Here is an 18,926-nt window from a genome sequence, read left to right on the forward strand (position 1 = left end):
CATCGCTTCAGGGCATCGCCAAGCGCCCCGTGCATGGCACTGTATCGGCCCTGTCAGCGCCACTGACACTGAATGAGTAACGGTGGCCAGCAGGGCCTTGTCGAAGGGGAATGCCGTCATCCGCGCATGTCATGACGCAGGACAGTGAATAGCGTGCCAAGACATCTTGGCAGTTGGGATCAAGCGGCGTATCCTGCGCGCGAGCGCTGACTTACTTGCTGGGCCAGAGCTGGTCTGTAGACGTGCGTCATGCCACTAGAGTGGTAATTGCCATGCATAAGTGCCCAGCCTATAGTCTGAGCTTGGGAAGCGCTGAATAAATCAGCCGAGCGGAATGAGGTGCAAGGCGCCCGCAGCGCAGAACCCGGAGCCTATGCGGTATAGGTGAGGAGTTCGAGCAGCGCGCAACGCAGCGAATCGTCTGCACAGGCATTTATGCAGTGTTTCCTTAGTTGCTTCGACCTATAACATCAAGACAATACGGCAGGCGGCCGTATATACGGAGTCAGGAATGAGACGCAAGCCCGATCTGATCATGTCACTGGTGCTGGTTTTCGGTCTGGGAGTCGTCGCCACCGGCTATGCCCAGGCGCTGGTCGGCGGCTGAAACCGACCAGAGGGAGAGATCTCCCGCGCCATTGAGCACGACATCGGCAGATATCGCGATCCGGCCGCCCACCATGGGCGGCCGGATGCGTTTCAGGACCTGAGCCGCGGCTGTTTCAGTGCGCAGGACGAATGACGCCTGCATCGCTGACGATGGCATCCAGGGGGACATCCCAGGAGGCGATCGGTAGGTGGTCCACTCGCTGTACATCATGGGCGAGCCCAATCAGGCGAGGCCTGGGGCCGCCGTTGTATTGCGCTGGATGGGCAAAGGCCAGGGTGCGGTCGTAGAAGCCCCCTCCCATGCCCATGCGCTGCCCTGCCGAGTCAAAGCCGACCAGAGGCAGCAGGATGACATCGAGAGCCCAGGCAGGCATACGGTGTGACGGATGCGCCCCGAAACGGCTGTCCGGCTCGGATATGCCGAAGCGATTGGTCACCATGGGGGTGCGGGCGTCGTAGCGAACGAACCACAGGCAGTTGGCCGCCAAGGGGCGCAGTACCGGGAGATAGGCCTGGGCACGGCGGCGATGCAGCCAGCGAATGAGGGGCCGAGGATCGATTTCCCCGTCGTTGGGCAGGTAGAGCGCCACGTGTCGAGCGGTCAACAGCTCCGGCAGGCGACGCAGTGTCGCGACCAATGCCAGGCTCGCCGTCTGTTGCTGCTGCTGACTCAAGTCGCGGCGTCGGCGACGCAGCTCGCGTCGCAGCTCGGTGCGTGACAAGTGCCCGAGCGCTGTCTGAGCTTCGTGGTTGGAGCACAGATTCATCGTTCAAGGTTCCCCAGAATGCCGCTGTCGTTCTGGCCCTTGAACCCATAGGTTCAAGGTGGGTGGCCGCAGCCGAGCCGTCAGGCTTTCCGTCGCACGGACATGCACACGGGCCCGGCTAGCTATTGGCCCCCTGGGTACTGCTCATAGGCTCGAGGGACTATAACGACTGGCGCACACCCCAGGGAACAGCTCCATGCTAACAGACAGCGAGGCTGCTCCAAAGCGAAGATGCCAATGAGGGACAAGCGCCCAGTGCAAACCGTCGCTGGCGGGTGTGGTCCTTTAGTGTGTCTGAGTCACGTGCCTCGTGGCGTCTCAGTCACGTGATTCGCGGGCTGGGGCGGTGGCCAAGGCCTGCTCCAGTCGGGTGTTCAGCTCACTGAGGCTGGCCTCACTGGCGCGCTTCTCGTCACGCAAGCCAAGTAGCTCATGGGCCAGGTTGAGTGCCGCCATGATCGCGATCTTCTCGCGATCCACCATCTTGCCGCGTGCGTGAATACCCTGCATAGCCTGGTCCAGGTAGCGCGCAGCGCGCTCAAGGCCCTCTTGCTCCTCTGGGGCGCAGGCAATGGTATAGGGGCGCTCCAGCAGCGTAATGTCGGTGGTATGCCGCGTGGTATCTGTCATGGGCCTGGCTCCGGAAGGGCCTCGGTCAACGCAGCGCCGAAGGGGCAGAATGCGTTACCATCAGGGGTATCGATTGCGAGTCACTATAAGAGAGCCGTCAGCGGGGGGTCAACGCGAGGCATCATGACCTCGGGACCTTCGCCGATAGCGTGGGGGTGCCAGGCGTTGCTGCGGTCCTCCCAGTCCCCTCCCCGATGCCGTCTCTTTCAGCGGAAATTGCTATGTCACTGATTAACGAACGCCAGGATTTTTCCACCATTGCCGATACCTTCCTGCTGCACGGCAGCATGCAGTCGCCGGCCTTTCTGGATGGCCGTCTGTGTGCCGAGCTGGGGCTCCACGATCTGACGGCGGAAGGCTGGTTGCAGCAGGTCTGTTTAACCCTGGGGGTCGACCAGCCCAAGGATGAAGCCAGCGCTGAACGTCTGCTGGGTTGGCGCCGCCAGACCCTGGATGCGCTGTCAGGCAGCGAGCTGAATTTTGAGCCGCTGCTGCCTGACGAGCTGTTTTCCCTGGCTGAGCGCGCGCAGGGCCTGAAGGAGTGGACGCTCGGTTTTCTGGAGGTCGTTGAGGATGCCGGTGAAGAACCGCGCAAGGCATGGTCGGCGGCGCTGGCGGAAGCCATCGACGACCTGGCAGGCCTGGCGGCCATCGACACCGATATCGATGACAGCGCGGAAAACGAAAACGACCTGTTCGCCTTGACCGAGCATGCGCGCATGGCGGCGATGTTGCTCTATACCGAACAGCATCCGGGCACGCCGCAAGTGGAAAAGGTCGACGAAGAGCCGCCGACCACCCATTGAGGTGCGCTCCCAGGTGGCGTTCTACCGCTGCCTGGGCACGCCCTGCCACGGACCAGGTGTCAGCGGGTGTCGCCTGCACCGTCCGTTTCCCCCTCGCCGCGGCCTTTGCCCTGAGCGCCCAAGCGATAGCCGCGGCGGCTAGATCTCTCCGCTCTCCCCTGCTCGTTGTTGCCGTTGTCTTTACGTCGCCTTGCTCGTCCGCTCCCTGGTTGAGCGCCTTGCCCTGCTGCGCTCTCGCCTGGTCATGCCCTCTGCCGTCCAGTGAACCCCTTCTCGATACGCAACCTTCACTCTGACGCAGAGCCTGCTATGCTGCGTATTGCTGGTTATTTTGTTGTGATCGTGGTGCTAACGGTATCGAAAATAGATAAAACCGCCGACAGCTTGAATCTCGTGTCCTATCGCGCCCGTGCGACATGCGACGTCGTCAGCGGTCGCTCTCTGCTGCTGTCGACAGCACCGAGACGCCACTGGTCGATGCTGTCACTGTCGCCATTTGCTGGTGTGACGGTCAGGCAACGCTGCTGTTTATTGCTGGCAGCCAACTTAGAGGGTCACGTCAGGTGGCCAAGGCAGTTGATCGAGATCGACCGGAAAGGACGCTGAGGGCGCTTGGCCGGCAAGGTGGCCCTGGCAGGACCTTGTGTCTGGCAGGGGGAATCAGCGATGCCAGGAGCGACTTTTTGGCTACTAGCTGCTGGCTTTATTGTTACACAATGTGGTTATTTTCTGATCGCTTCATCATGTTCAGAAAGTTTGTTACGTAAAATGTTTACAGGATTACAGTATGACCGAAGGTCGTCCCCAGGATCAGGCGGCACCACAGGCGGTAGCGGCTGCCGATGCGCAAGACAATGCCCAGGCTGGTGCGGATACCGGAGGTGATGCCCCCGGCCAAATGGCGAGCGCCAGTGCGCCTTTGGGGGTGGCACGCGAGGAGGTGTCGGCCGGCGTTGAGCAGGTTGATGTCGCGATTATTGGTGGCGGACTGGTCGGCGCCAGCCTGGGCGTCGCACTGTCGCGCTTGATCCACGATCGTGGCTTGCGGGTAGCTGTCATCGAAGCCTCGCCAATGGCCGCTGCGACGGCCCCAGCCAGTGACTGGCAGCCCAGCTTCGATGCCCGGGCAAGCGCTATCGCGGCAGGGACCGCTGCGCACTTCGAGACCTTGGGTGTGTGGTCGGCCATGGCCCCCCAGGCGAGCCCCATCTCACTGATTCATGTCAGTGAGAAAGGGCGATTGGGGGCGACACGGCTGCGTGCGCAGGAAATGGGCGTCGATGCCTTGGGCTATGTGATCCCTAATGCGTGGATGGGGCAGGTGTTGCATCACCGCCTCGCTGAGCTGCCGTTGGACTGGCACTGTCCCGCAACGGTCGAGCACATCTCTGCCTGTGCTGGCGGACACCGACTGGTGCTGTCATCAGGTCGTACCTTGCAGGCAGGCCTTACGGTCATGGCTGACGGCGGTCGATCAGGCTTGAAAGAGGCGCTGGGCATCGAAAGTGATGCCACCCCCTACGAGCAGGTTGCGCTGATCGCCAATGTGGCGGTATCCCGGCCCCATGGAGGCGTCGCCTATGAGCGCTTCACCCGCGAAGGGCCGATGGCGCTGCTGCCTTTGCCCGGGCAGTCGATGGAGCTGGTGTGGACCCATGCCAGGGAAAGCGAGCAGCGTCGTCTGGCGCTGTCTGACCGGGGCTTTCTCGACGAGTTGCAGCGGGCTTTCGGCGACCGCGCTGGTGCCTTCGTCAAGGTGGGCAAGCGACACGTCTACCCGCTGTCACTGGTGACCGCACGTGAGACGACTCGGCCTGGCCTGGCGGTGATGGGAAATGCCGCCCATGCCCTCCACCCGGTCGCGGGGCAGGGCTTCAATCTCGCCCTGCGAGGCGTGATGGACCTGGTCGAGGCGATTGACCAAGGGCTGGAAGATGGCCATGCCCCGGGAAGCAGTGACACCTTGTCGGCCTTTGAACGGAGGCGCCAGGCGGACCAGCGTAATGTGGTGCGCTTCAGTGACGGACTGATCCGACTGTTTGGCATCGACCAGCCGCTGCTGTCCCATGCTCGTGCAGCGGGCCTGATCGGGCTCAACCTGAGTGGCCCGCTGCGCGGGACCTTGACCAGGCGAGCGATGGGGATAGAGCGTTAGGGCATAACTGCCTGCGCCGATGATCCGCTGCGCTGCGGCTGCCTAGTGGCGTTCGGCTGATGTATTTGGCGCTCCCTCAGGGAAGCGCAGCATCTCCATCAGGAGGATGAGACAGCAAGGCGGCGAGCGAAGCCAGGGGCATGGCGGTACACTGTGCCTGCCAGCGCGATGGCGTCAGGCAATGGTTCAGCATTCGACAACAGGCGGGGGCTAAGGTGAGCGAGCAAGATCAACACGCGGCCAGTGCGACGGCGCCAGAAGCCTATGATGTCGTGGTGTCGGGCATCGGCATGGTCGGTGCGGTTCTAGCCGTACTGCTGGGACGCGCCGGCTGGTCGGTAGCGATGGTCGACCCACGCCCTGGCCCTCTTGACCGGCAGAGGCTGCCGCTGGCGTCGCCTGCCCCTCGGGTAAGCGCCTTGACGCCTGTATCCCAGCGGCTGCTTCAGGGGATTGGTGCGTGGACGGATATTACATCACGGCGCGTAACGCCCTACACCGGCATGCAGGTGTGGGATGCCGAGGGCTCCGGCGAGATTCGTTTTCGCGCCGACCAGGCCGGGGTTTCGGTACTGGGCCACATCGTCGAGAACGACCTGGTGCTGGCCTCACTGGAAGCTTGCCTGGACGCGCTGCCGCAGATCAGGCGCTTTTATGGCCAGCGAATCGTCAGTCTGGCCGGTAGTGATGATATGCGTGAGGTGGGCCTGGAGGATGGCAGAACGCTGTCGGCGCCACTGGTGGTTGGTGCGGATGGGGCGCGATCACCACTACGCGAGTTGGCGGGGATCGAGGTCAGCCAACATGACACAGGGCATCAGGCAGTGGTCACCACCGTCAGGACCGAGCGTCAGCATGGCGCGGTAGCGCGCCAGGCGTTTCTGCCCAGCGGACCCTTGGCCTTTCTGCCGCTGACGGTCGACGGCGACAGCCACTATTGCTCGATCGTCTGGTCGACCTCGCCTGAGCATGCGCAGCAGCTGTGTGAGATGCCGTCCGAGGCGTTGGGACAGGCCATGGGGGCTGCCGTGGATCACTGCCTCGGCGCGGTCGAGGTCCTCGACCAGGCGATCCGTTTTCCGCTGAGCCAGCGTCACGCTGAGCGCTACCACCAGCCAGGCCTGGCGCTGGTCGGTGATGCTGCCCATAGCATTCACCCGTTGGCCGGTCAGGGGGTCAATCTGGGCTTTCTGGATGCGGCAGTGCTGGCCGAAGAATTGCTGGAGGGCCGCCGCCGAGGCGTGTCTCCGGGCAACATTCGCCTGCTGGCGCGCTACGAGCGCCGCAGGCGCGGTGACAACAGCATGATGCTGGTGATGATGGATGGCTTCAGACGGCTCTTCGGAAGCCGCCACCCCGGTATTACCCTGCTGCGCAACCTGGGCTTGTCTGGCGTCGATCGAGTGTCACTGCTCAAGCGACTGATCATGCAGCAGGCAACCGGGTCGCGCGGGCGCCTGCCGGCGTCGTGTCGCTGATGACAGTCCGCACCGGTCGGCAGGCGTTATTGCCTAGGTGATGGCTCTGGTGATGGCCCTGGTGAGATGGCCCAGGAGACGGTGGCCAGGATGACCTGGCCACCTGCGTCTTACTGAGGGGTGCGCTGGCTGATGACATTCAGCGCCTTGAGCAGGTTCAGGGCCTCGCCGAGCTGATAGTCTCCAGCCAGTCTGTCGCTCTGGTCGCTCCTGTCACGCTGGCTATCCTCGCCCAGGTGCCCTTGCAGGTCGGCTTCACGAATCCTCAAGCCGCTGCTTTCCGCGACCTCGAGTCGGCCCCGCACGACTTCCACATCGGGCTCGATGCCCTGGGCCTGAATCGAGCGCCCGTTGGGGGTGTAGTAGAGCGCCGTGGTCAGCTTCAGCCCTTCTCCATTGCCGAGGGGCAGGATCTGCTGCACCGATCCCTTGCCGAAGCTCTCGGTGCCCATTACCACGCCGCGACGCTGGTCCTGCAGCGCGCCTGCCACGATCTCGGCGGCGGATGCGCTGCCACCGTTGATCAGGATGACCAGAGGCACGTCGGGCGCCACGGTGCGACGAGTGGCGGAGAAGCTCATGTCGCTGTCGGCCAAGCGCCCTTCGGTATAGACGATCAGGCCTCTGTCGAGGAAGGCGTCGGCCACGTCCACCGCTGATTGCAGTACTCCTCCAGGGTTATTGCGCAGGTCCAGCACGATACCCGACTGGGCGCCCTCGTCCCGCAGCTCGGCCAGGGCATCTTCGACCTGCTCACCGGTGCGCGACTGGAACTGGCTGATGCGCAGATAGCCATATCCGGGCTCCAGCACGTCGCTCTTCACGCTGTCGGTGCGGATGATCTCGCGAGACAGGGTGACTTCCCTTGGGGCTCCGTCGCCGGCACCCACCACGGTGAGGCGGATGTCGGTACCTGGGTCACCGCGCATCATATCCACGGCTTCCTGCAGCGTCAGGCGGTCCGTCGGGGTGTCATCAATGCGCAGGATGGCATCGCGTGCTTCCAGGCCAGCCCGCTGGGCCGGCGTATCATCGATCGGTGTGATGACCGTGAGCTGGCCGTCGTCGAGCCCGACCTCGATGCCGATGCCGCCGAATTCGCCCTGGGTGGTCTCGCGCAGGTTGCGGAAGGCGTCCTCGTCCAGATAACTGGAATGCGGGTCGAGCTCGGACAACATGCCGCGCATGGCATTCTTGAGCAGGGTGGCATCGTCGACTTCCTCGACATAGCCACGCTTGATCCGCTCGAAGACCTCCGAGAAGGCCTGTATTTCGTTGATCGGCAGCGTATCGTCGGTGCTGGTCTGGGCCAGACTGGTGCCGGGCCAGGCCAGCAGGGCGGTGAGGCACCACGCCAGGCCGAGCCCGGGGACGGTCGCAGGGCGCGAGGGGCGATGTGCGGCTCGGTGTTGGAACATGCGGTCTCCGCTCGACGTAGGGGCAAGGTTCAAGCATAGCCCCAGGCAGGTGGTATGGAAATGGCAGGGATCAGCGCCGCGCGATCCAGCCGCTGGGGTCAATCGGGCTGCCGCGTCGGCGGACCTCGAAGTACAGTCCGGGGGCGTCCCGGCCGCCGCTGACGCCAACGCGGCCAAGCACCTGGCCGCGCTCGACCCGGCTGCCGACGCTCGTCTCGAACTGCTGTAGGTGGGCATAGAGCGTCATTACCTGATCGCCGTGATCGATGATCAACAGATTGCCAAAGCCGCGCATCCAGTCGGCAAACACCACGCGCCCGGCATGCACTGCCTCGACAGCGGTGCCCGAGGCTGCCTGGATCAGGATGCCATTGCGGTGGACGCCACGGGACTGGTGAAAACGGCTCAACATCATGCCCTGTACCGGCCATGGCAGATCGCCGCGAGTGCGCTCGATGGCGGTAGACGGGGGCGGTCGCTCCAGCCGGGTCATGGCCTCCTGTACGTCGCGCAGCACGCGTTCGGCGTGGGCCCTGTCCTGGTCGAGCGCTGCCAGGCGCGAGGCTTCGGTGTCATAACGCTGGTCCAGCTCGTTCACCAGGGCCTGGCGTTCCTGGCTCTGGCGGGCCAGGGACTGGCTGCGGGCTTCAACATCGGCCCTGAGCGCCGCAAGGCGCTGTGTGCGCTGCTCCAGCGCGTCCCGGTTCTCGTCCAGGCGTCGGTTGAGCTGTGCCAGCAGATCCAGTCGCTGGTTGCGTGCCTCGGCCAGATGGTTGAGGTAGGCCTGCAGGCGGTCGAGCCGGGCAGGGTCGTCCTGATTCAGCAGCAACTTCAGCTGTGGGGTGGTTCCCATGCGGTACAGCGCGTCCAATTGGCGAGCCAGGGCGGCCTGCTGCTGTTCGCGTTCCGCCTCCATCAGCTCTCGGCGTCTTTCCAGCTCGGCCATTTCCTGGTCGATATCCCGGCGCTCGGCCTGCAGCTCATCCAGCTGTCGGTGGGTGTCGGCCAGGGCGGTTTCCACCTCACGCAGGTCAGCGCTGGCATCGTCGCGAGCGCTATCGGTGCTGGCCAGGCGCCGGTTGGCCTCCTGAATGCGCTCACCGATGGCGTCCAGGGTGGCCTGGGCCTCGCGCTCATCGGGGCTGGCGAAGGCAGCGGGCAAGGAGGCCACCGTTATCTCGGACAGCGGGGTAGGCAGACCGCCCAGCCACAGGGCGGCGGCAAGCAGAAACGTGCCGCAGCGGCCATGAGGCGTGCTTGCGAGGCCATGACGCCGCCTCGTGGGAGACGGCGTCATGGCTGAGCGTGCAAGGGCGGCGGGTCGGCCTTGACGAAAGGGTACGAAGAAGCGTCTCACGACAGTTCGATCAGCACCTCGCCGGTCATTTCCTCAGGCACGGTTTCGTTCATCATCGTCAGCAGCGTGGGAGCAAGATCGCACAGGCGCCCGCCATCCTTGAGCCGGGCCTCGCGGCTGCCGACATACACCAGTGGCACCGGGAAGGTGGTGTGGGCGGTCTGCGGGTTGCCCGTCTGCGGATGCACCATCTGTTCGGCGTTGCCGTGGTCGGCGGTGATCAGACAGGCACCCCCCGCTCTCTCGATCGCCTCGACCACGCGGCCTACGCACTTGTCCACTGCCTCGATGGCGGCCTTGGCGGCGTTGAAGTCGCCGGTGTGGCCGACCATGTCGCCGTTGGCGTAGTTGCAGATGATCAGGTCATAGCTACCGCCATCGATGGCCTCGACCAGGGTGTCGGTCAGCTCAAAGGCGCTCATCTCGGGCTTTTCGTCGTAGGTCTTGACGTCCTGGGGGGAAGGAATCAGAGCGCGCTTCTCACCTTCGAATTCCTGCTCGCGGCCGCCGGAGAAGAAAAACGTCACGTGGGCGTACTTTTCGGTCTCGGCGATACGCAGCTGGGTCTTGCCGCGACGCTCCATCACCTCACCCAGGGTGTTGGTCAGGTCTGCGGGCGGGAAGGCCGAGGGAGCGGGAATGTCTGCCGCGTACTGGGTCAGCATGACCAGACCATCGGCGGCCAGCGTCGGCCGTGCTTGACGGTTGAAGCCGTCGAAGTCCTCGAGCACAAAGGCGCGGGTGAGTTCGCGGGCGCGATCGGCGCGGAAATTGAGGAACAGCAGGGCGTCACCATCGTTGACGGTGACGGCCTCGCCGTTGGGCCGCACGCTGGTAGCGGCCACAAACTCGTCGGTTTCACCACGTTCGTAGGCGGCGGCGAGACCCGCTTCGGCACTTTCGGCCTGCTGCTCGCCGTGGCCTTCGGTAATCAGGCGGTAGGCCTTTTCCACTCGCTCCCAGCGGTTGTCACGGTCCATCGCGAAGTAGCGACCGATGATCGACGCCACATAGCCGTTATCTTTGCCCACCAGCTCAGCGAGCTTGGCGTTGGCGCGCTCGATCGACGCCTGGGCGCTCTTGGGCGCTGTGTCGCGGCCGTCCAGGAACCCGTGCAGGTAGATGCGGGTGGCGCCGCGGCGGGCGGCCATCTCGGCGATGGCCAGCAGGTGGTCCTCGTGGCTATGTACGCCACCAGGGGAAAGTAGACCCAGCAGATGGACGGCCTTGCCGGCACTGATGGCAGCGTCGATCGGTGCGGTCAGAACGACATTGTGGTCGATCTCACCGTCCTCGATGGCCTTGGTGATGCGGGTAAAGTCCTGATAGACGATACGCCCGGCACCCAGGTTCATATGGCCGACCTCTGAGTTACCCATCTGGCCGTCCGGCAGGCCCACATGGCGCCCGTCGGTGTGGATCAGCGTGTGGGGACGCTCTTTCCACAGGCGGTCCATATGAGGAGTGTCGGCGGCGGCAACGGCATTGGACGCGGTATCTTCGTTGTGTCCGTAGCCGTCGAGAATGATCAGCGCCACCGGGCGCGGTGCGGTCGCAGTGTCCGTCATGAGGAATAGCCTCTAGCTCAAGGTGACCTCGCCCGGCATCCTTCTCTGTGGTCATCGCGGTGGATGACGGGGGATGTCCTGGGGTGTCGTGAATTAACGCTGGTGCCTGGCGTTGCGGGAAGCGTGCAGCATGGCATGCCAAACGTCGCTGACGGGCTTATGGCGTAGGCGAACGGGCTCGCGACACGAACTTCCTTGCGGCATCATATCGCACGCTGGCGTCAAGCGTCATTGCCCCGAGGGGGCACTGACCGCGAGGCATCAGCGCTGAGTCGTGTATACTGGCCGCCCCGCGGCGGTCAGGGGAGACGCAGGCTATGCTGGCGTGCTTCCCTGGCGGTGATCGAGCGCTTCGCAGGTGGTGTCTGACCCCGCGCCTTGATCCTGCGCCCCAGGCCTTCACCATCTTTGCATCCGACAAGAGTTAGCCGAGCCCATGATCGATCAGCTGTTCGAATTTGTGCAGAACCATCCGCTGCTGGTGGCGGCCTTCCTGGCCGTGCTGACGGCCTGGCTGCTGTATGAGCTGCGCAATGCCAATGCCGGTGGCGTCACGACCAGTGAGGCCACTCAGATGGTCAACCGCGAGGACGCCGTGATCCTCGACGTGCGCGACAAGAACGACTTCAAGGCAGGGCATATTGCCGGTGCGCGCAATATCCCCCAGAGCAACCTCGACAATCGCCTTAACGAGCTCGACAAGGTCAAGTCATCGCCCATCGTAGTGGTGTGCAAGCATGGCCAGAGCTCTGGCGCCGTAGCGGCCAAGCTGAAAAAAGCCGGTTTCGAGCGTGTGTTCAAGCTCAAGGGTGGCATGACCCAGTGGCAGACCGATAACCTGCCCATCGTCAAGAAATGATCGCCCGCACTGATTTCTGATTACCCGTTTCAAGGATTTTTACCATGGCAGATGACAACAACCAGAACGCCGGTGCCCAGGCCGCCGGTCAGCAGGATCAGGAAAAGCCGCAGGTGCAGTTTTCTCTGCAGCGCATCTACGTGAAGGACATCTCCTTCGAAGCGCCCAACTCCCCAGGCGTCTTTGGCCAGCCGTTCAAGCCGAAGGTCGGACTGGATCTGGATACGCGCAGCGCCAAGGTCAGCGAGGGTCTGTACGAGGTGGTGATCAAGGTGACCGCCCAGGTGACCCACAGCGAGAGTGGCACCACCTGCTTCCTCGCCGAGATCGAGCAGGCTGGCCTGTTCCGCATCACGGGTATCGAAGGCGACCAGCTGGACCACACCCTGGGTGCTTTCTGCCCCAACGTGCTGTTCCCGTATGCTCGCGAGTGTGTTGACAGCCTGGTCAACCGCGGTGGTTTCCCGCCGCTGATGCTGGCGCCGGTCAACTTCGAAGCACTGTACGCCCAGAAGAAGCGTCGCGAAGCAGAGCAGCAAGGTGCGGCTCAGGGCGAACAGGCGCCGACCGCTCACTGATGAGCGATATCGCCTTCCGGGGCCCCCGCATTCACGTCGCCGCCGCGCTTGTCGCTGGCGGCGACGTCGTTCTGCCCGAAGGAGCCGCGCGACATGTGGGGCGCGTACTGCGGCTCAAGCCAGGCGATTCGCTGGTGCTGTTCGATGGCCAAGGTCAGGAGGCTTGCGCCAGCATCGCTGAGGTCGACCGAAAGAAAGTAAGCGTTCACATACGTAAGGTAAGAGACGGTAGGGGCGAGTCGCCCCTGTCGGTTCACCTTGGCCAGGCGATCTCCAAGGGGGATCGGATGGACTATGCCATCCAGAAGGCGGTCGAGCTTGGAGCTGCGGCGATCACGCCGCTGTACACCGAGCACGGTGATGTGCGTCTGAAGGGGGAGCGCGAGGCCAAGAAGCTGGCGCATTGGCAAGCCGTGGCGGTCAGTGCCTGTGAGCAGTGCGGGCGGGCCACGGTGCCCCCGGTATATGCGCCTCAGACACTGGAGCACTGGCTTGGCCAGCGCGATGAGCCGCTGAAACTGGTGCTGCACCCCGGTACGCCTGGGGTCCTCGATCGCGTTGACGCCGTCGACCGCGCCTGTGTGCTGATTGGCCCGGAAGGCGGCCTGTCCCTCACCGAGGTTGAGGCGGCGAGCGCCAAGGGGTTCGCTGCCCTGACCCTGGGGCCACGCATCCTGCGTACCGAAACCGCCCCGGTGGTGGCATTGAGCCTGCTTCAATCGAGGTTTGGGGACATGTGAGTGCTCACTATTGTCGGGCGTGCTGCGCTCTCTCGACTGCCTTGATCCGGCACCCTGGTCCGCACCCTGTGAAAGGCCCGGCCTCTGTTTCGAGGCGTCGGGCCTTTTTCGTTTGGCGGCAAAGCTCCGTTCAGTTGCATCTCGCGCAGCTTTGTAGCGAGCCTCGATGGCTCAGGCGTCAAGTGTTCCTTTCAGTGACGAGTTGTCGATGGCGCTGCGAAGCTCTGCGACCACTTCGTCGGGGAGCGGGATGCCTTGATCGAGAAACTCAGTGCGACGCCTGAGTCCCGATTGGCCAGGCAGTCGCACAGGTCGTTCGGGGTCAATGGGCTTGGCGTGCAGACAGGCTTCCACCAGGTGGTCGGTTTCGTCGAGAAAATCACTGCTCCCCGCAAATAGCTCCGGATCGATCACTATGACGGTCACCGAGGCCCCCCATCCGCTTGGGTCGTCCTTGCGTCCGAAACCGCCAAGGGCCGAGGTCAGTGCCTCGACCATCAATCCCATGGCAAAGCCCTTATGGCCAAATTCACTCCCCCCAAGCGGGAGAATGCTGCCCTGAGGATCCGTGAAGTAGTCAGCGGGATTATCGCTGACACTCCCCTGGTTGCTGAGAATGACCGGATGAGCGAGTCGTGAGCCTTCGGCCCTGGCCTTGGCCACGCTGCCGTTGGTGACGGTGGACATGCTGACATCGAGCATGATCGGCTGGACCCGGCTCGGGATACCCATGGCGATCGGGTTCGGTGTGTAGACGGGGTCGAGCCCCCCGTATGGTGCTACCGACTTTACCGCCGGGTCAGACGTCATGATGATTGGCATCAGCCCCTGGTCGATAAAGGGCTTCAGATAGGAGGCCAGGCAGGCAATGTGGTGGGACCGTTTGATGCTGACAATACCGATCCCCGACGCCCTGGCCGCATCTGCACTTTGCTCAAGCGCCTTCTGCACCAGGTAAGGTCCGAGGATATAGTGCCCGTCGTAGGCCGCCGCCACAGGGCTGATCTGACGGGATTCCAGCAGTGACGCATCACCACGCGCATGGCCGGACTTCAAGTCCTTTAGATAGCCGTTGGCCAGTTTCACGCCGTGGGTATGGTGTCCCAGCAGGTCCCCCTCGATAAGGATGGCGCTGGTCGTTCGGCTGACCTCTTCGGATGCGCCGGCTTCTCTGAAAAGTGTCACCAGGACATCTTCCAACCACGGTGTCGTATAGCGTCTCATGATAATTCCTGTGCCTTGTTGGAGTTGGCGTTCTTGAACTTCTTGTAGGCCACGGTCAGCAATGGTGACAGCCACAGCAGAATGACGAGGGCGCCCAGCCCTGCGCTGATCGGGCGTGAAAAGAAGGCCAGCAGGTCACCATTACTCTTGAGCATGGAGCTCATGAAGTTGTTTTCCAGGGTGGTGCCTAACACCAGCCCCAGGATGGCGGGCGCCATTGGGAAATCGCATCTCGCAAGGATCGATGCCACCGCGCCGATAATAAGCATGATCCATACATCAGTAATCGAATTATTGATCGAAAATGCGCCAACGATGCAGAAGCAAAGAATAATCGGCATAAGTACCTTCCTTGGCGTGAGGATAAATACTTTTGCAGACCTTATTGCGGCATAGCCAATAGGAAGCATCACCAAGTTAGCCAGGAAGAAAACGACAAATAGAGCATAGATCAACCCACTGCCATCCATGAAAATAGTCGGTCCGGGGTTCATGCCTTTCATATACAGCACCCCGATGACGATAGCCGTGATGGAGTCTCCGGGTATGCCAAACACCAAAGCCGGCACCCAGGCGCCGCTGATGCCCGAGTTGTTCGCCGAGCTGGCATCGACAATGCCTTCAATATGGCCAGTTCCGTATGCGTCTTTTTGCTTCGAGCGACCTTTGCCTATGGCGTAGGAAATCCAGGCGGCTATATCGGCTCCGGCGCCGGGGAGCGCCCCGATCAGGGTGCCGATCGACCCTCCGCGAAACATGTTGGGCCAGTAGGCCTTCAGGTGGCCTGGAGCCTGGGTGAAGACACTATCCTTGGAAAGCGACGGCATGGCCTTACCATCACCACGTGATCCATAGAACAGCATCAACTCGTTGAGCGCGAACATGCCTATCATGACCGGTATGAAGTTGATTCCGGCCATAAGATCCGGGATGCCGAAGGTAAAGCGGGGAGCACCACTCATCATGTCCAGCCCGACAGTGGACAAGAGAAGGCCGATCATCAATGACAGGAAGGCTTTTACCCTGGAGCCAATAGCGATAAATATCGAGCAGCTCAATCCCAGCAAGGCCAGCCAGAAATATTCAAATGAACTAAACTGAAGAGCGACCTCAGCTAGCGAAGGAGACACAAAAACTAGAATGATGGTGCCGAAAATTCCACCAAATACCGAGCAAACCAGGTTGACGCCAAGGGTCTCCCTGGCCCGTCCGGAACGTGCCAGAAGGTGGGAGTCACCTACATAGGCCGCAGATGATGGTGTGCCAGGAATATTCAAATAGGTGGCGGGTATGTCGCCGGAGAATATCGCCATGGCAGATGTGGTCACGATCGCTGCGATCGCCGGGACCGGATCCATGTAAAAGGTGATCGGCACCAGTAATGCTACCGCCATGGTAGCGGTAAGACCTGGCACGGCTCCGACGAAAACACCAAAGACGGAAGCAGCTAAAATGACGAGCAAGGTCTCGACATTGAAGACTAGTTGTAACCCTAGAAGAATGGTATCCATGACTTATCCCCAGAATCTCATCAACCCTTCGGGAAGGGGAATCAGTAGGTAGGTGGAGAAAATAAAATAGATGATTAGCGAGGCGAGGATAGACACGACGAAGGAAAGAAGAAGTGATGCCTTCCGGAAAAGCATCAGGGCGAAAATACCAATGGCGAGGCTAACCGCTGCGCCCAGGAATTCGCTGGTGATAATATAAAAGACAATCATCACGCAGGGCAGAAGTGACGCCAAGAGCGGCCGGATTGGAAGCAGTCTGTCCCTTTCCGTAGCATTGGCGGCATACTGCGCCTTTAAAACGGGAACCTGCTTTGCCGACAGGAACAAACCACCTATAAGAAACCCTCCCCCAATGAGGGAGGGAAACAGAGATGGCCCAAATTGCAGGCTAGCCATCGTCGGGTACTGTCGGGCTACATAGATGACGATGCAGCCGGACAACATGAAGGCTAGCCCCAAGATGAAATCTCTCATCTAACAATCCTTACTTGCCCAGGCCGACGTTCTCGATGATCTCACCGTAGACAGCGTCCATCTCGACCATCAGCTGGCCGAAATCTTCCGCGTTACGCCACTCCGTGCCAAACCCTTGCTGGGACATGAAGTCCTGATAGGTCTCGCTGTTGTAGGCTGCTTCCAGTGCGGCCTCCAGGGTTGCGACTACCTCGGGGTCCATGCCCTTTGGTCCAGCAATACCGCGCCATTCGCCGACAAGATAGTCGCTGCCGATCGCTTCCTGGATGGTGGGAACGTCCGGGAAACTCTCGATGCGCTCCGGCCCCATCACGCCCAGGCTCTTGGCACGCCCTGCTTCGATCATCGAACGCGCTTCAGGAACAGAGCTTGGAACGATCTCCAGGCCGCCGGCGGCAAGCTCGGTCATGGCCGGTGCGGCGCCTTGACTGGGAATCCAGGTGACGCGGTCAGCTTCCATACCCTGATCCATCAGGAAACCGGCGAAGGCCAGGTGCCAGACGCCCCCCAGACCGGTACCAGATGCCTGGAAGGTTCCCTTGGGTTCTTCCCGGATCGCCGCTACCAGGTCTTCCAGAGATTCGTAGGGAGCATCTGAGCGGACCTGGATCCCCGGGTAGTCGAAGTTGATTTGCCCGATGGGGGTGTAGTCCTCGTAGGTCAGGTTGGTCAGTCCCTGCCAGTGCATCATGTTGAGCTCGCCAGTCACCAGGCCCAGGGTGTAGCCATCGGGGCGAGCCGTGGCCATGGCACTATGACCAACGACACCGCTGCCGCCAGTGCGGTTGACAACGTTGACCGTCTGGCCAAGTTCTTCTTCGAGTGCGGTGGCAATGGTCCGGGCGGTGGCGTCCGTGCCTCCACCGGCAGCCCAGGGAACGATGATGGTGATGGGCTTTTCAGGATAGGCGGCGAAGGCAGAACTGGATGCTGCGAAGATCAGTGCTGCGGTGACAGTTTTGGCGGTTTTTGTGTTGATTATGGCTTTCATTGGCATGCCTGGATCGTCTAATTATGGATTGTAGGGAATAACGAATCTAGCACGCTGTGTTTATTGCATACAATGAACGTTTTTTAGACTTTAGTTTAGTCTTGATTGGAAAAGTAGCGTGTAGTGAGCCTAAGGATGCCTAGAGAAAAGGCTGGAGGCGATGGGATCGATCAAATGAAAAAATCGCTGTAATCGAGTGTTGTGCGGCACTCACAGGAATACGATCTTTCAGTAACATATTGTTGCAATGCTTGGGTCTTTGATGGGGGCGTTGGGCTACTATGAAGATAGATAAAATAAGGTCGACTCTGGCTATTCAGCGGCTACTGTTGACCAATACACGACAGCCCTTTCCTAGGATTGATCATCGTTTATTCACTAGCCTTATGTCGACCATGCTTAACGCATGGCGACCAGATATTGATGACAATCTATGAAGTAAGTGGCAAAAAATTCTTGTAATAAGGCTGTTCCACATACCTGACAGATGGATGCTGATAGTGACAGGCTACAGGTATGTGGCGCGCATGCTTTTTTTAATCGAAGATATGATGAAAACGTTGACTTATGAGTCTCAAGGGCTCCGCAGATACTCCGGGATTTCGACTTCCGGATTATCACGAAACTGCTCCAGTCGATGCTGAACTTTCGATTCCGAGGCAGTGAGATGTCTGAACAAGGCGTCGCGTGCCTGAGAAGATTTTCGTGAAAGCATCAAACTGAATACCTCGCGATGCTCATCAAAGAAGGGATCGTTCTGAGGAAAATCGATCTTGCTACCAAGAAGATGCTTGCTGATCAACAGTATGGGGCGGGTGCGTTGAAGCATGGTAACGATCTCATCGTTACCTCCCGCTACCATGGCATGTTGATGAAGATCGTTTTCCAGCTCGTCGAGAAGCTCTCCCCGGATGTTGGGGTATTGACCCTCTGCACTATCGAGGCGGTCAATGTAGCGTTTGATATCGGCATCAGGCAGTCTTGCGCAGGCCTGGGCGATCATGAAAGGCTCAAGCTGTTGTCGAGCCTCGTATAGCTGATGAAGACGGACATCATCCAGTGGTACTACCGTCCAGCTACTGTACTTGTTGTTGTCGACGACACCCAGCGACTGAAGGTGAAGTAGAATTTTTTGTGTCGTGGTTCGGCTAACATCGAGAAATTTTGCCAGTTTTAGTTCATTTAGCTCCATTCGACCCACCATGGAGCAGAGAACGATATCGCGTTCGATCTCTTCAGCAAATTTTCGCCAGGAGTCAGTCCGCCGAACCGCCATCTTTCCACTGGACTGTGCGAAGTCCTTTTCGGTAAGTGGGCGTCTGATGACGTCGGCAGGCTGACTCCCCACCAGGTATCCTCTGCCATCAAAGCGGCTGATCTTTCCTTCTTTGTGAAGCCGTTCCAGCGTCTGTCGCACAGGGGAGCGACTAATCTTGAAAAGCTCGGAAATATTGCTTTCGAGCAGAACGAGCCCCGTTTCGAGGCTACCGCTTTCCATGCTCTCGGTTAATATGTGGTAGAGCTGATCCTTTAGCGTACCCATCTCGACTCTCCAATAGCGTGTCGCAAATATTCTTTTCAGCTCTTGTTGTAGTGGTCTATCCGCCTGGCGCCTGCCACGATGAGATGGCGATAGCGTCAATAAAGGGATTGTCCTTCAAGAAACTCTAATCGCTTGGCTCACATCATTGTACTCCGGCTTGACTACCGCTAGCGGCAAAGGCGCTGAAGCAAAGCGAAGTAAGGTTGATGACTCAGCAC

The 18,926-nt window shown here is 60.8% G+C and carries 17 protein-coding genes and 1 other RNA gene; 7 read left to right on the top strand and 11 right to left on the bottom strand.

Going from position 1 to position 18,926, the window contains the following annotated elements; genetic code table 11:
• Window positions 1-722: 722 nt before the first annotated feature.
• From KUV41_RS17875 to KUV41_RS17885, 3 genes are all read right to left on the bottom strand, one after another.
• Window positions 723-1,376: a 5-formyltetrahydrofolate cyclo-ligase gene (locus KUV41_RS17875; protein ID WP_222486915.1), complete on the bottom strand. Its 654-nt coding sequence runs from the start codon at window positions 1,374-1,376 to the stop codon at window positions 723-725.
• Between the two features lie 6 nt (window positions 1,377-1,382).
• A non-coding RNA gene (gene ssrS, locus KUV41_RS17880) (6S RNA) lies at window positions 1,383-1,567 on the bottom strand.
• Between the two features lie 127 nt (window positions 1,568-1,694).
• Window positions 1,695-2,006, bottom strand: a complete 312-nt coding sequence (locus tag KUV41_RS17885) for a cell division protein ZapA (RefSeq protein ID WP_206942127.1) — start codon at window positions 2,004-2,006, stop codon at window positions 1,695-1,697.
• Window positions 2,007-2,227: 221 nt separating this feature from the next.
• Between KUV41_RS17885 and KUV41_RS17890 the strand changes: the two genes are divergently transcribed.
• The 4 genes from KUV41_RS17890 to KUV41_RS17905 all read left to right on the top strand — a co-directional run bounded on the left by KUV41_RS17890 (window position 2,228) and on the right by KUV41_RS17905 (window position 6,445).
• Entirely contained in the window at window positions 2,228-2,812 is a 585-nt protein-coding gene (locus KUV41_RS17890; protein WP_222162254.1) for a UPF0149 family protein, read from the top strand.
• Window positions 2,813-3,121: 309 nt separating this feature from the next.
• Window positions 3,122-3,418, top strand: coding sequence for a hypothetical protein (locus KUV41_RS17895; RefSeq protein WP_222486916.1), 297 nt, complete (start codon window positions 3,122-3,124; stop codon window positions 3,416-3,418).
• 181 nt (window positions 3,419-3,599) lie between these two features.
• Window positions 3,600-4,967: a 2-octaprenyl-6-methoxyphenyl hydroxylase gene (gene ubiH / locus KUV41_RS17900; RefSeq protein WP_261396099.1), complete on the top strand. Its 1,368-nt coding sequence runs from the start codon at window positions 3,600-3,602 to the stop codon at window positions 4,965-4,967.
• Window positions 4,968-5,257: 290 nt separating this feature from the next.
• A complete protein-coding gene (locus KUV41_RS17905; protein ID WP_242520839.1) occupies window positions 5,258-6,445 on the top strand; it encodes a UbiH/UbiF/VisC/COQ6 family ubiquinone biosynthesis hydroxylase in 1,188 nt (395 codons plus the stop codon).
• Window positions 6,446-6,555: 110 nt separating this feature from the next.
• Here the strand turns inward: KUV41_RS17905 and KUV41_RS17910 are convergent, their stop codons facing one another.
• From KUV41_RS17910 to gpmI, 3 genes are all read right to left on the bottom strand, one after another.
• Window positions 6,556-7,863 carry a S41 family peptidase gene (locus KUV41_RS17910; protein ID WP_222486918.1) on the bottom strand — a complete coding sequence of 436 codons (1,308 nt, stop codon included), beginning with the start codon at window positions 7,861-7,863 and terminating at the stop codon, window positions 6,556-6,558.
• A gap of 70 nt (window positions 7,864-7,933) precedes the next feature.
• Window positions 7,934-9,160 (bottom strand): murein hydrolase activator EnvC family protein, encoded by a 1,227-nt coding sequence (locus tag KUV41_RS17915; RefSeq protein WP_222486919.1) that lies wholly within the window; start codon window positions 9,158-9,160, stop codon window positions 7,934-7,936.
• A gap of 56 nt (window positions 9,161-9,216) precedes the next feature.
• Entirely contained in the window at window positions 9,217-10,788 is a 1,572-nt protein-coding gene (gene gpmI, locus KUV41_RS17920; protein WP_222486920.1) for a 2,3-bisphosphoglycerate-independent phosphoglycerate mutase, read from the bottom strand.
• Window positions 10,789-11,224: 436 nt separating this feature from the next.
• Here gpmI and KUV41_RS17925 point away from each other — a divergent pair, with 436 nt between their 5' ends.
• From KUV41_RS17925 to KUV41_RS17935, 3 genes are read left to right on the top strand one after another with little or no spacing between them, the layout of a single operon-like run.
• Entirely contained in the window at window positions 11,225-11,647 is a 423-nt protein-coding gene (locus KUV41_RS17925) for a rhodanese-like domain-containing protein (RefSeq protein ID WP_206942132.1), read from the top strand.
• 44 nt (window positions 11,648-11,691) lie between these two features.
• Entirely contained in the window at window positions 11,692-12,225 is a 534-nt protein-coding gene (secB, locus tag KUV41_RS17930; protein ID WP_206942134.1) for a protein-export chaperone SecB, read from the top strand.
• Window positions 12,225-12,965, top strand: a complete 741-nt coding sequence (locus KUV41_RS17935) for a 16S rRNA (uracil(1498)-N(3))-methyltransferase (protein ID WP_222486921.1) — start codon at window positions 12,225-12,227, stop codon at window positions 12,963-12,965. The genes secB and KUV41_RS17935 overlap by 1 nt, the downstream gene beginning before the upstream one ends.
• Window positions 12,966-13,136: 171 nt before the next feature.
• On the opposite strand, the gene KUV41_RS17940 is transcribed toward KUV41_RS17935, so the two are convergent.
• The 5 genes from KUV41_RS17940 to KUV41_RS17960 form a co-directional block, all read right to left on the bottom strand.
• Window positions 13,137-14,189, bottom strand: a complete 1,053-nt coding sequence (locus KUV41_RS17940) for an Ldh family oxidoreductase (RefSeq protein WP_206942136.1) — start codon at window positions 14,187-14,189, stop codon at window positions 13,137-13,139.
• The gene (locus tag KUV41_RS17945; RefSeq protein WP_222486922.1) at window positions 14,186-15,700 is read right to left on the bottom strand and encodes a tripartite tricarboxylate transporter permease; all 1,515 of its coding nucleotides are present in this window, start codon (window positions 15,698-15,700) and stop codon (window positions 14,186-14,188) included. Before KUV41_RS17945 ends, KUV41_RS17940 begins: the two co-directional genes overlap by 4 nt.
• Window positions 15,701-15,703: 3 nt before the next feature.
• Window positions 15,704-16,174: a tripartite tricarboxylate transporter TctB family protein gene (locus tag KUV41_RS17950; protein ID WP_222486923.1), complete on the bottom strand. Its 471-nt coding sequence runs from the start codon at window positions 16,172-16,174 to the stop codon at window positions 15,704-15,706.
• Between the two features lie 10 nt (window positions 16,175-16,184).
• Window positions 16,185-17,165 carry a tripartite tricarboxylate transporter substrate binding protein gene (locus tag KUV41_RS17955; protein ID WP_222486924.1) on the bottom strand — a complete coding sequence of 327 codons (981 nt, stop codon included), beginning with the start codon at window positions 17,163-17,165 and terminating at the stop codon, window positions 16,185-16,187.
• 574 nt (window positions 17,166-17,739) lie between these two features.
• Window positions 17,740-18,708, bottom strand: a complete 969-nt coding sequence (locus KUV41_RS17960; protein WP_222486925.1) for a GntR family transcriptional regulator — start codon at window positions 18,706-18,708, stop codon at window positions 17,740-17,742.
• Window positions 18,709-18,926: the final 218 nt, after the last annotated feature.

The organism is Halomonas sp. DP8Y7-1 (assembly GCF_019801685.1).
Taxonomy (GTDB): domain Bacteria; phylum Pseudomonadota; class Gammaproteobacteria; order Pseudomonadales; family Halomonadaceae; genus Halomonas; species Halomonas litopenaei_A.

Coding starts and splice junctions, on each gene's coding strand:
- KUV41_RS17940 (WP_206942136.1), bottom strand. CDS start 14,189: ATGAGACGCTATACGACACCGTGGTTGGAAGATGTCCTGGTGACACTT.
- KUV41_RS17905 (WP_242520839.1), top strand. CDS start 5,258: ATGGTCGGTGCGGTTCTAGCCGTACTGCTGGGACGCGCCGGCTGGTCG.
- secB (WP_206942134.1), top strand. CDS start 11,692: ATGGCAGATGACAACAACCAGAACGCCGGTGCCCAGGCCGCCGGTCAG.
- KUV41_RS17915 (WP_222486919.1), bottom strand. CDS start 9,160: ATGACGCCGTCTCCCACGAGGCGGCGTCATGGCCTCGCAAGCACGCCT.
- KUV41_RS17910 (WP_222486918.1), bottom strand. CDS start 7,863: ATGTTCCAACACCGAGCCGCACATCGCCCCTCGCGCCCTGCGACCGTC.
- KUV41_RS17945 (WP_222486922.1), bottom strand. CDS start 15,700: ATGGATACCATTCTTCTAGGGTTACAACTAGTCTTCAATGTCGAGACC.
- KUV41_RS17890 (WP_222162254.1), top strand. CDS start 2,228: ATGTCACTGATTAACGAACGCCAGGATTTTTCCACCATTGCCGATACC.
- gpmI (WP_222486920.1), bottom strand. CDS start 10,788: ATGACGGACACTGCGACCGCACCGCGCCCGGTGGCGCTGATCATTCTC.
- KUV41_RS17935 (WP_222486921.1), top strand. CDS start 12,225: ATGAGCGATATCGCCTTCCGGGGCCCCCGCATTCACGTCGCCGCCGCG.
- ubiH (WP_261396099.1), top strand. CDS start 3,600: ATGACCGAAGGTCGTCCCCAGGATCAGGCGGCACCACAGGCGGTAGCG.
- KUV41_RS17955 (WP_222486924.1), bottom strand. CDS start 17,165: ATGAAAGCCATAATCAACACAAAAACCGCCAAAACTGTCACCGCAGCA.
- KUV41_RS17960 (WP_222486925.1), bottom strand. CDS start 18,708: ATGGGTACGCTAAAGGATCAGCTCTACCACATATTAACCGAGAGCATG.
- KUV41_RS17925 (WP_206942132.1), top strand. CDS start 11,225: ATGATCGATCAGCTGTTCGAATTTGTGCAGAACCATCCGCTGCTGGTG.
- KUV41_RS17950 (WP_222486923.1), bottom strand. CDS start 16,174: ATGAGAGATTTCATCTTGGGGCTAGCCTTCATGTTGTCCGGCTGCATC.
- KUV41_RS17875 (WP_222486915.1), bottom strand. CDS start 1,376: ATGAATCTGTGCTCCAACCACGAAGCTCAGACAGCGCTCGGGCACTTG.
- KUV41_RS17895 (WP_222486916.1), top strand. CDS start 3,122: ATGCTGCGTATTGCTGGTTATTTTGTTGTGATCGTGGTGCTAACGGTA.
- KUV41_RS17885 (WP_206942127.1), bottom strand. CDS start 2,006: ATGACAGATACCACGCGGCATACCACCGACATTACGCTGCTGGAGCGC.